Origin of the sequence: Algoriphagus aestuariicola, from assembly GCF_017254835.1 — a bacterium.
Classification (GTDB): Bacteria; Bacteroidota; Bacteroidia; order Cytophagales; family Cyclobacteriaceae; genus Algoriphagus; species Algoriphagus aestuariicola.
This window is the reverse complement of the sequence record NZ_JAFKCW010000002.1, coordinates 1,139,090-1,151,242: the sequence shown is the minus strand read 5'-3', so window position 1 is coordinate 1,151,242 and position 12,153 is coordinate 1,139,090. Positions and strand designations below refer to the sequence as shown.

Sequence of the window (12,153 nt, the reverse complement as noted above, 5' to 3'; positions counted from 1 at the left end):
CGCTCTATTCACTCCCAATTTTTTTTGGTATGCTCCCAAGCCTAGGTAGAGGTTGAGACCATCTTGACAAACACGTAGATTTTCATTTCATACTAATAAATTGCATCTTAAAAGACCTCGTTGCAGGTGTCCTAAAAAAGCCCGAAATGATCCATTACCTACCAGTTCTACTTTTTGTTTTCAACTTATTTTCTACCAATGAACCGAAAGCCGAGTTCATCGACGCTGACATTTTCTCAAAGGAACGGGAGAGAGTATTGCGGCTGGCAGAAGAATACAAGAGTCTGATACCCGTCACAGTAACCGCGACAAGCAGCCCCAGAACGGCAGGCGGAGTCCATGATTTTTATTCCGAGGGAGATTACTGGTGGCCCGATCCGGCAAATCCAGAGGGGCCTTACATTCAGCGGGATGGGTTGACCAATCCCGGCAATTTCACTGCTCATCGGGAAGCCATGATCCGCTTTAGCCAGATTTCAGGGGCGCTGGCCTCGGCCTATCTGGTGACCGGAGAGAAAAAGTATGTGGAATATTTGCTTCCTCATCTCAGGGCTTGGTTTATAGAGGAAGGCACCAAGATGAATCCAAACCTGCTTTATGCCCAGGCCATCAAGGGCAGAGTGACTGGGCGTGGAATTGGGATCATCGATACCATTCAGCTGATGGAGGTAGCCAAAGCTATCGAAACAGTGGAAGGCTCCGGAGTGATCTCCGCCTTGGATATTCAGCAAATGAAAGACTGGTTTGCTGCCTACCTGACCTGGATGACTACCCATCCTTATGGCATTGATGAGCGGGATCACGGCAACAATCACAGTGTATGCTGGGCGATGCAGGCGGCAGTTTTTGCGCAACTGGTCGACAATAAGGAGGTTCTGGACTATTGCAAGAAAATGTTCAAAACGGTGCTTTTGCCTGACCAAATGGCCGAAGATGGTAGCTTTCCTTTGGAACTAAAGCGCACTAAGCCTTTTGGCTATTCCCTGTTCACCTTAGATGCCATGGCAACACTTTGCCAGGTCTATGTGGATGATTCCGAGGACCTGTTTGCGTATGAAACGTCCGACGGAAAATCGTTGGAGAAAGGTATTTCATTTCTTTTTCCATTTGTAGCTGACAAGGATTCTTGGCCTTATCAAAAAGATGTGATGTATTGGGATCAGTGGCCCGTCCGGCACCCTTTCTTGCTTTTTGGAGGATTGGCGTACGATCAGGAAAATTACCTTCAGCTTTGGGATTCGCTTGACGCGGACTTTGCAACTCCAGAAATCATCCGCAACATGCCCGTAAGATTTCCGTTGTTGTGGCTTTCAAAGAAAGAAAAGAAGGAAATCGGAAAGTCAGTAGTGAACGCGGATCTTGCTTCTAGACTGATCGCCTCCGGGGAGGTTCGTTACAGTGATTTTGGTGCCAAGGGAGACGGAAAAACCGATGATATGAAAGCCCTCGTAGCAGCACATGAATTTGCCAATGCGCAAGGATTACCTGTGAAGGCCGACGATGGAGCTATTTATTACATCGGAGGGAAGGATCTGACGGCTATCATTAAGACAGATACGGATTTTGGAACAGCATCATTTGTGATTGACGATAGGGAAGTGGGAAACCGGAATTCCCCGATTTTCTTGGTCAGTTCCAGTCTTGAATCTTACAAAGTCGAGGGGGTAAAATCACTTAAGAAAAATCAGAAGAAGGTTGATTTGCAGTTGCCAGGCCCTGCATTGATTACAGTCACGGATACAACTACGAAACGGTACATCCGTTTTGGGCCTAACCAGAATAATGGTGCTTCCCAAACAGATATTTTTTTGGTCGATCGAGATGGGAATGTGAGTGAAGATGCACCGATCATCTGGGATTTTGATCAGATCACGGAAATCACCGCTCTTCCTATCGATGAAAACAAGCTGACCATTATAGGAGGACAGTTTAAGACGATTGCCAACCGTGAAGAATCGAAGTACAACTACTATATGCGAAATATCTCGATTCAGCGCTCGAATGTAATTGTAGATGGCCTGAAGCACGAGATTACTGGTGAGGGCGAACATGGCGCGCCTTACAGCGGATTTCTCAATATCAGTAATTGCACCGATGTACGGGTAGAGAATGTTGTTCTTACCGGACATCAAACTTACCAAACCATAGGCTCGGCGGGCGCGCCTGTATCAATGGGTTCTTATGATATTATAGTTGGTCGTGCCTTGAATGTATCCTTCGTTAACTGCAGCCAGACCAATGACATTGATGACAGCAATTTTTGGGGGATTATGGGATCCAATTTCAGCAAAAATCTGCTTTTCGATAATTGTACATTCTCTCGCTTCGATGCGCACATGGGAGTAGCAAATGCAACGATTCGTAATTCAACACTTGGGCACATGGGAATCAATGCGATTGGCAGTGGGACTTTCACCGTAGAGAACTCCGAGATCCGAGCTAGAAGCCTTGTTAACTTACGCTCGGACTATGGCAGTACTTGGGAAGGTAAAATGATAATAAGGGACTGTAGGTTTGTGCCAGCCGCTGGCAAACCTATCCATGCCTCTTTGATCAGCGGATCCAATTCCGGGCAACATGACTTCGGATATATCTGCTATATGCCGGAACAGATCATCATAGAAAATCTCATAATCGATGATTCAAATCATCCTGAGGACTATGGGGGACCAACTATTTTCGGAAATTTCAATCCCAAGAGGATTGATGACTCATATCTGGAAAAATTCCCCTATGTCATCACCAAGGAGGTCTTCATCAAGAATGTGACCACATCCAGCGGAAAGGATTTGAGGATAAGTGACAACGAGGTGATGTTTAAGGGAGTGAGGGTAGAGAGAAAGTAGTTATTTATTTATGGTAATATTCTATCGCAATCATTTTAGATGGATTCAATGGTCTACAAACATTCTTTTGGTTTGTTAAAGATGCCCAAAGGCATAAGCATAGCGGAGGCGCCTGTAAGCAATTTTTGCGGACGCTGTGTTCCAGAGACCAATTAACCCAGCTCGAACACCTTTGTCACTCCCTCCGGTACATCCTCGGCATAGTGGCTGACATAGATAAGGGTAATGGGGCAGAATTCACAGACCTTCTGAATGGTCTCCCGAAAGAGCGCCCGCTGGAGATCGTCCAGACCTTGGGCAGCTTCGTCCAGGATTAATATCTTCGGATGCTTGATTAGGGCGCGAGCAAGCAAGGTCCAACGTTGCTGGGCGAGCGAAAGCCGCTGGATGAGCAGGTCTTTTACTGGCTCGAGATCAAAAAGCCTGAGCCATTGGTCAGCAAATTCCTCTTGTTCGGCTGTGGTTTTCTTGAAAAGGCCCATGGTATCGAAGAATCCGGATAGGATCACTTTCCGACAGGTTTGATTTGCGGAGAAATATCTAGGCAATTCCGGCGCGACAAAGCCTAGCGGCCGTTTCACGTCCCAGATACTTTCGCCACTTCCTCGTTTTCTGCCAAAGAGAAAAATCTTTTGGGAATAGGCTTGGGGGTTTTCTCCGATCAAGAGGCTGATCAGGGTGGACTTCCCGGCGCCATTTGGACCTTTCAAGAGCCATTGCTCTCCGGAGCGGATCTGCCAGTTGAGATTCTTTAAAATTTGCTTTTCCCCATAGCGGATGTTCACATCCTGTAGGTCGACTACCATTTCGTCAGAGGGGGCTGGAGTAGGGAGCAGCGCTTTCAATAGGTTCCAGTCCCAAGCAAGTTTGGTTTGTTGTAGATCCTTGTGTGGGAATGATTCCCTAGGCCAAGTTTGGATGATGCCCGAGGCATTCAGCTGGGCGACGTGGGTGATGCCATCGGGAATCTCTCCGGGGGAGGTCGTCAGCAGGACGTGGATTCCAGATTGGATCATAGCTTGAAGCGTCTTTCCAAACGCTGCCCTCGTCTTCACATCCAGGCCGGTCAGGGGTTGGTCCATGAGATAGAGCCGTGGCTGTCGCATCAATCCCATGGCAAGGACAAGCCTTCTGGTTTCACCATTGGAAAGTTTGAGCAGGGATTGGTCCAGAAGACCGTTTAGGTTCAGTGCACGACTGGCGTTTTCCACGGTCCAAGGGCCCTGTATTTTGGGTTCGACCTGTTTCAAGCATTCCTTCACCGTCAGGGTTTGCTCTGATTCGGAGGAATTGAATCGCTGTTGGAAGTAGAAGTTCTGCTGATTTGATCGGTTTTTGAGCTCATACTTCTGAGAAACATAGGCTATCAGATCACGAAAACTGTGAACTTGCCCGTCATTGTGTTTTTGTTGGGAATACTCCCAAGAAAACGGTCGGGAGATCTTGCCCGCCGACACGATGGTATGGCCACGAAGTGTTTCCAAAAAAGCGCTCAGTTCTTTTCCGGAGTTTCCAACAATAGCCCAGTGTTCGCCTTTTTTCCATGAAAAGTTGAGATCGGAAAACTGTTGGATCCCTCCGTGGAGGATTCTTGCTGATTGTATAGACAGTAGAGTGGTCTGGTGCACGCGGTGGTTTTGTTTTGGGAAATTTAGAAAATCCGATGTGATCGGGGAATCTAAAAAGGTCTGGAGGCCAAAATATGATTTTTATCATTTCATTCAGTCCGAATGTATCGATGGGATTTGACGATAATAAGCGAAATTCAGTGAAGAATTGACCGGCACTATTTTAACTCATCCCATGAAAACTCTCCTATTGATTCTATTGGGTGCTTTTTTTATCCCCACCACTTTTGCTCAAGATAGCCTTGAAGTCGCCAGCAGAAAGAACACGCTAAAACTTGATTTGACTCACAATTTGATCTACAGAAATGCATACAATCTTTCTTGGGAGCGGATCACGAAGCCAAATCAAAGCATGGGATTCACTGTAGGGTATCAGGAGTTTCCCCAAGTACTAAACTTGGGTGAGAATATCGAAGCAAAGCGGGAAAGCGATGCCGGGGGCTATAAATTTGGGGCAGAATACCGCTTTTACTTAAAAAAAGAAAATAAACATGCCGCCCCTCGCGGGGTCTACATTGGGCCATATTTTACGACGTTGGGATTCAATACCTCCCGGGAAATTGTCTATACCCAAACGGCAGAACCTCAGGAGGCTAGATATGGCGCCAAGTTTCGTCTGTACAGTCTGGGAGCGCAGCTGGGATATCAGTTTGTGTTTAACGACCGGTGGTCTTTGGATTTGGTATTGGTAGGTCCCTCCATTACTCGATATGATGCCGGGATTAGACTTGAAGGGGATTTTGAATTCGATCCAGAAGATGTACAAAATGAGATCTTGGATGCCCTGATCAATAAATTTCCAGGTTTGAGCGATCTCCTCAATGAAAAAGAATTGGACAGCTCAGGCAAGCTTGATGTGTTAGGGATTGGCTACCGATACCAGTTTTTGATTGGCTATCGATTTGGGAAATACAAGCAAAGGTAGCCTCGGAATCTGGATGATCATCACGACCAAAAGCAAAAAGCCTTTTCCGATTTGGAAAGAGGCTTTTTGATGTCAGTCATTGGGATATGGGATGTAAACGAAACTCGTAAACGCGCCATCCATCACGAAAAGGCAGCAGAATTCATCGGGGTCTTTGTAGGCACGTTTAAATTCCTCCAAAGCTTCCTCTGCGATTAACTTTCTCTGGACAAATTCATCCACATAGGTGATGAAATAGTTCCAGTCAAGGTCTTTTTCCACTTTTCCGATAAAGATCTTTCCGATAGGCTGCATCTCCTTTGAAATGGGAAAGATTGGGAAATCCGAAAATCCTCTGGTTCGAATTTGATAGGAAGCTTCTTTGAGCACGTCTGAGATCTTGACGAAGTCACTGGTGATCGTGCCCAAGTATTTGCCGCTCAGTTCGGGATCGTTGAAGTCAGATATCATGGTTTGAGGGTTAAGAGTACGACGTTTTCCACATGGAAGGTCTGCGGAAACATATCCACCGGTTGGACTTTTTCGACTTGATATTTTTCTCCCAATAGCGCCAAGTCCCGGGCTTGCGTGGCTGGATTACAGGAGACATAGACGATCTTCGGTGCCTCCAATCTCAAGAGCATTTGTACCACTTTTTCGTCCATGCCAGCACGGGGAGGATCGGTGATGACGACGTTTGGTCGCGCATGGTTAGCGACAAATACGTCGTTCAGGATGTCTTTCATGTCACCTGCGTAAAAGAGCGTATTGTCGATTCCGTTAAGCTGGGAGTTCAGCTTCGCATCTTCAATTGCCGCTTCCACATATTCAACACCGATGACCTGTTTGGCTTTTTTAGCGACAAAGTTTGCGATCGTGCCGGTACCGGTGTAGAGGTCATAAACCACCTCGTCTCCCTTGAGATCTGCAAAATCCCGCGCGACTTTGTATAATTCGTAGGCTTGTTCGGAGTTGGTTTGGTAGAAAGACTTGGGGCCCACTCTGAATCTTAGCCCTTCCATCTCCTCTTCGATGTAGGGAAGGCCGGCAAAAGTCACCAGCTCCAAATCGTGGAAAGTCTCGTTTCCTTTTGTATTGATTACATAGAGTAACGAGGTAATTTCATGAAATTTTGTGGACAAAAAATCCATCACAACTTGGATGAGTTCTGGGTCATTTTCACCAAACTGGACAATCACCATGGTCTGTCCGGTGCTCGTTGTCCTAATGATCAGATTCCTTAGCAGCCCCTTTTGGTTTCGGATGTCATAAAAGCTGAGTTGGTTTTCCCTAGCGAATGTCCTGAGTTCATTCCTTACGTCATTTGACAGGCCTCCCTGCAAATAGCAGTGGTCGACATCTATGATCTTGTCAAACATTTTCGGGATGTGGAACCCCAGCGCATTTCGCTCAAATTCCTGCCCAGAATTGATTTCTTCTCGTGTCAGCCAGCGGGAATTCGAAAAGGTGAAGTCCAGCTTATTTCTATAGTATTGGGTTTTAGCTGAGCCCAGGATTGGCATAACTTCCGGGATCGGTACTTTGGCAATCCGTTCAAATTGATCTACCACCTGCTGTCGCTTGTAGTCCTTTTGAAGAGAGTAGTCGATGTGCTGCCACTTGCAGCCGCCACAGGTGCCGAAATGGGAGCAAAAAGGGGTAATCCTGTCTTTGGAGTACTCGTGGAAATGAACGGCTTCGCCCTCCATGAACGAGCTTTTGCCTTTTGTAATTCTTACATCCACCACATCTCCGGGAGCCACGTTGGCTACAAAAACGACCTTGCCTTCGTGATGTCCCACGCACTTTCCTTCGGAGGCGATCCGCTCGATGGGGAGGTGGGTGATGACCTTGTTTTTCATTTTTCGCGACATGGCCGCAAAATTAGGGAAAAAAGAGAAGACCTCATTTCCGGATTTGAAATGCATCGGGGCAAGTGGGGAGAGAACGCCTATATTTTCAGGCTATAAATTTTCAATTTCCTATCTTAGCGGGTGAAACTAGACCCATGAAGCTCAAAGACAAAGTTGTGATCGTTACGGGTGCCACCTCGGGGATTGGAGAGGCTTGTGCCCTTGTTTTTGGAAAGGAAGGCGCCAAAGTAGTGATTACAGGCAGGAACGAGCATAAACTCGCCCTCAGCTCCCAGCTGCTGAAGGACAATGGGGTAGACTTTTTGGCCGTTTTGGCAGATGCTGGTTCAGAGGTGGACAACAAACGAATGGCCGAGGAGGCCCTGAAAGCTTTTGGCAGAATCGATATCCTGATCAACAATGCGGGGATATCCATGCGTGCGCTTTTTGAGGACCTTGATCTGGAGGTATTCCGCCGGGTGATGGATACCAATTTTTGGGGGACGGTCTATGCTACCAAGTATTGTCTTCCAGCAATCATCGAAGCCAAGGGTTCGGTGATCGGGATTTCTTCCATCAACGGATTCCGCGGCACTCCTGCGCGTACAGCCTACTCGGCGAGCAAATACGCGATGAATGGATTTTTTGAGTCCTTGCGAACCGAGGTGATGCATGAAGGAGTTCACGTGATGGTGGCGGCTCCCGGCTTTACCGCTTCCAACATCCGAAATAACGCCCTGACAGCCCATGGCGAAACTCAAGGAGCATCACCTCGCGACGAGGGCAAGATGATGACAGCATATGAAGTAGCAGAAGAGATATTGAAAGCTACACTGAGAAGAAAGCGCGACCTAGTCTTGACCGTGCAGGGCAAGATGGCCGTTTTCCTAAACAAATGGATTCCTGGTATCATGGATGGAATGGTGTTTCGGGAAATGGCAAAAGAAAAGGACTCTCCATTTAAGTAAATGGCCGAATCCATCTTTCAAAACTATCTGAACAGACTCACAGACCTGTCCTCCAAGAACAGGTCGCTCTATTTGGCCAAGTTGGAGGGTTCTGGATTCGTGGATATCCGAGACCTAGATTTTTTGGACGGAAGGCCAGCTTTTGAGATAGTAAGGCAGGTCATTCAGGGCAAGAATGAAATCCCGCTTATCCCTGAGGTGGATCCCAGAATGGGGGAGGCAAACCAGCTTTCTAAATCGCTCTCAAGGATTGCGTTTCGCGATCAGTTGACAAGGGAAGAAACTGGAGATCGAGGCCTTTATCTGGCTTGGCCCTTTGTCGAAGGAAAGCTGATCAACGGGCAGATCGTGCGGGCGCCGCTGTTGTTGACGCCAATTTCACTCTTGTCAATAAAAGGCAAGTGGCATTTGGTGTACGAAAGCTCTTGGGAATGGAATCCTGCTTTTTTGTTGGCCTATAGACACGCCTATAAAAAAGAGATTGACTCGGGATTGTTCGAAGAGGAGCTACAAAACCTTTCCCTTGATCCTACGGAATTTCGAGTTCAGGTAAGCAAGCTGCTCTCCGAAAACTTTTCCATCCAGCTGAGCTCTGCCCTTTTTGAGGACCAGATTCTTGGCTTTCCCTCCTCGCAAATCTCCCTAGACCAAGGGCGCTTTGAGGATGGAAAGCTTGCCCTGAAAACCTATGCCGTGCTCGGCCAATTTTCCCAAAAGAGCAGCTTCCTTTTTCGGGATTATGAATCACTGATATCCAATTATGGGGATTTGTCGCTCGAGGAATTGTTTGTCAAGCATTTTGAGTCGGAGAAAAATCCACCGAATCCGAGAGAAGAGCAAATGTTTCCGGTATTTCCCCTGGATGCATCGCAGGAAGCTGTATTGTTCAGTGTGCGCAAGGGAGTGAGTTTGGTTGTTGAGGGTCCTCCGGGAACTGGAAAATCGCAGTTGATTGCGAATCTCATTTCGGACTACATCGCAAGGGGCAAAAAAGTCCTTGTCGTTTCCCAAAAGAGAGCGGCATTAGACGTCGTTTTTGAGCGCATGGAGAAGGCTGGCTTCGGGGATTTTTTGGCTTTGGTACACGATTTCAGGGGAGATCAAAGCGCTCTATTTGAAAAGCTTCGCTCGCAGATCGAAGCGATAGAATCTTATCAGGAGCAAAATCGAGGCATTGATTCTATCCAACTTGAGCGGGATATTTCCAGGCTCTCGATGAGGATAGGTGCCCTTTCGACGAAGTTTGAAGAGATGAGAAAGGAACTCTTCAATGAAAAGCCCGCTGGTATTCCGATAAAGGCAATGTACTTGAAAGCACGGCTCGACAAGCCAGCCTTGAATAGTCCGACTTTGCTAAATCTCGACTACGAACGCACTAGGGATTTTGAGTCGGGGTTTCGGATTTTCGATCCCTATCATCAGAAGTTTTCTGGCGGTTTTTGGGATGTTCGCAGGTCCTTTTCTAGGGTAGAACCTGCAGATTTTGACCGAATACGGCAATGTCTCCAATCGGTGGAGAAATTTCGTGAATCCACACCTAGGGATCTCGAATACGAGAGTTGGGCTAACTTGATCAATTCAACTTTGAATGGGCGGTCGATTTCAGAGCCTATTTTTTCCCTTTTGAAATCTCTTGATGAATTCCTTGAGCCCGAGTCCATTCTTCAATCCGCCTTTCAAAAGCGAGATGTTCGAAACCTAAAAAAGGTTCAGGAATGGCTTCGAAAAACCATGGCGGAGCTTGCTGAGCTGGAGTTTGGGGTAATTGGCGATTGTACACAGCTTGAGGGCTTATCATCCGAACTCACAGTCCTCGTTCCAAAAGCCGGTTCGTTCTTCCGGCTTTTGATGGCGAAATGGAAAAAGAGTAAGTTTCCCTTGACTTTTGGTGCTTTGGCTGAAAGAGGGGTGAAAGTGGATTTGCATACTTTGGAGCGGTTTGAGCAGGAAGTCAAAGTCCAACTCCGACTGCTGGAAGAATTCCGAAATCTTCCTGCGACTGCCGCCTTTAAGGCTGGATCATATTCGTTTGAATCTTTTCAGCTTTTGTTGGCTCAGTCTACGAATATCCTGAATTGGATACGAGATTGGGAAAAGCTTGCTTCGATTCATGAGTTGACAGACTGGGGGAAAATGAGCCTTGAATCATTCCGATTTAAACTTTTGGAGGTTGGAAATTGGCTTAGGGATTTTGAAAAAGCGGCTCCGGGCTGGAACATATGGCTTGAGTCGAGTCAGATCATCGAGATATTAGACAGGGGACTTTCAGGGCTTTCTTTGGATAGTGAATTGGGCTTAAACCAAGCTTTCGTCGAGTTGTCTGCCTTCGATAGCTTTCTTTCCGAATGGGGCGAAGAGAGCAGGAGTGTCGCAATGGCACTGGAAAACCAATTTGGAGAATTGGCGCTGGAGGAGAAACTTTCGGCATTTCGCAACGGCTGGTGCCTCGCCTGGATCGGAGAGTTGGAACGTAGAAATCCTGTCTTGGCTGAGGCTGGTAGCCTAAAGCTTTCTGCAGAAATGGCCGAGCTTAAAGACGCAATTCTGGAAAAGCGGAAAATCGCGAAGTACATCGCTTTGCTTCGTCTGCGTGAACAGGTGAGTTTTCCTCTGGAATATAATCGGCTTGGCAATCGTCTAACCTATCGAGATCTGTACCATCAAGTGAGTAAAAAGCGGCAGCGTTGGCCAATTAGGAAGTTGGTTGAGGAGATGGAGTCAGAGGTTTTGCGTCTGCTTCCCTGTTGGTTGGCGAGCCCGGAGACGGTTTCGGCGATTTTTCCGATTGGGGAAAAGTTTGATTTGGTGATTTTTGACGAAGCTTCCCAATGCCAGGTTGAGCGCGGTTTGCCGGCGATGTTGCGTGGCAGGCAGGTAGTCGTAGCGGGAGATTCAAAACAGCTTCGTCCATCGGATTTCTATCAGCTCCGCTGGGAAGGCGATGAAGAAGGAATGGAGTATGAGGCGGAGTCGCTTTTGGAGTTGGCAGGTTGGTTTTTCCAAAAACATCAGCTCAAGGGGCACTACCGTTCTGCCGATCCGGCGCTGATCTATTTTTCGAATCTGAATTTTTACGGCAATCAGCTTGAGACCTTGCCTGACTACCAGACGGTTCAGCGGGGGGCATGTCCCTTTTCCTGGGAGAAAACTGAGGGAATCTGGGAGAATCAAGTAAATAAAACAGAGGCTGAAGCGGTTGTCGAAAAGGTAAGATCAATCCGTTTGCAGGCTCCCGGCGATTCGATTGGCATTGTGACCGGCAACTATTTTCAGATGGAACTCATCCGTGACAGACTCTGGAGTGCAGGTACTCAGGATGGTGAAATCAAGGTCAGGAATATAGAAAATGTTCAGGGTGACGAGTTTGATCAGGTTATTTTGTCCTTGGGCTATGCTCCAAATAGGGAGGGGAAGTTGGCGACCAATTTTGGTTTGCTGGCGAAATCAGGAGCCGAAAACCGTTTGAATGTAGCGATTACTAGGGCGAGGAAAAAGATGCACGTGATCAGTAGCATTGCCCCCGAAGATTTCCGTCCTGGACAGATTCAAAATTCGGGTTTGGCTTCGCTCCGGGAATTTTTGGTGTTTGCTAGGTCTCAGAGTAATCAGCGCTCCATAGCTGCTCCTGAAGTAATCAGCAAAGGTTTTGAGATAGAATGGAGCTTGAAAAAAAGGCTTTTGGAAAAGGAGGGAGGTTTTTCTGCAGCCATTCCTTCCTCTGTGATGGATTTGGTTGGTGTCTCCCAAGGCGTTGGAGTGGTGATGGCCATTCTCACCGACGATCAGCGGTTTTTCAAAGCGCCCACGGCAAAGGCTGTAATGGCCTACCATCCGATCTTGTTGGAGCAAAAAGGTTGGAGCTGGCAGTGGAAATGGTCTCGGGTTGAATTTTTTGACATTGACCGTCTTAATGAATGATATATAATTCATTAATAGTTATCAATGTATATAATG

Annotated in this window: 7 protein-coding genes; 4 read left to right on the top strand and 3 right to left on the bottom strand. The window is 47.1% G+C overall.

Annotated elements, in window-relative coordinates:
• The first annotated feature begins 146 nt into the window (after nt 1-146).
• Nucleotides 147-2,846 carry an alginate lyase family protein gene (locus J0A67_RS23225; protein WP_206569569.1) on the top strand — a complete coding sequence of 900 codons (2,700 nt, stop codon included), beginning with the start codon at nt 147-149 and terminating at the stop codon, nt 2,844-2,846.
• Between the two features lie 152 nt (nt 2,847-2,998).
• On the opposite strand, the gene J0A67_RS12015 is transcribed toward J0A67_RS23225, so the two are convergent.
• Nucleotides 2,999-4,474, bottom strand: a complete 1,476-nt coding sequence (locus J0A67_RS12015; RefSeq protein ID WP_206569568.1) for an ATP-binding cassette domain-containing protein — start codon at nt 4,472-4,474, stop codon at nt 2,999-3,001.
• Between the two features lie 175 nt (nt 4,475-4,649).
• On the opposite strand from J0A67_RS12015, the gene J0A67_RS12010 reads away from it, so the two are divergent.
• Complete coding sequence (locus J0A67_RS12010) at nt 4,650-5,399, top strand: DUF3575 domain-containing protein (RefSeq protein WP_206569567.1); 750 nt, start codon at nt 4,650-4,652, stop codon at nt 5,397-5,399.
• Between the two features lie 72 nt (nt 5,400-5,471).
• Here the strand turns inward: J0A67_RS12010 and J0A67_RS12005 are convergent, their stop codons facing one another.
• Both J0A67_RS12005 and rlmD read right to left on the bottom strand, forming a co-directional pair.
• On the bottom strand, nt 5,472-5,849 hold the full coding sequence (locus tag J0A67_RS12005) for a hypothetical protein (RefSeq protein WP_206569566.1): 378 nt from the start codon (nt 5,847-5,849) through the stop codon (nt 5,472-5,474).
• Complete coding sequence (rlmD, locus tag J0A67_RS12000) at nt 5,846-7,252, bottom strand: 23S rRNA (uracil(1939)-C(5))-methyltransferase RlmD (RefSeq protein ID WP_206569565.1); 1,407 nt, start codon at nt 7,250-7,252, stop codon at nt 5,846-5,848. Before rlmD ends, J0A67_RS12005 begins: the two co-directional genes overlap by 4 nt.
• A gap of 134 nt (nt 7,253-7,386) precedes the next feature.
• On the opposite strand from rlmD, the gene J0A67_RS11995 reads away from it, so the two are divergent.
• Nucleotides 7,387-8,199, top strand: a complete 813-nt coding sequence (locus J0A67_RS11995; protein WP_206569564.1) for an SDR family oxidoreductase — start codon at nt 7,387-7,389, stop codon at nt 8,197-8,199.
• Nucleotides 8,200-12,117, top strand: a complete 3,918-nt coding sequence (locus J0A67_RS11990) for an AAA domain-containing protein (RefSeq protein WP_206569563.1) — start codon at nt 8,200-8,202, stop codon at nt 12,115-12,117. It abuts the gene before it with no gap.
• Nucleotides 12,118-12,153 lie beyond the last annotated feature (36 nt).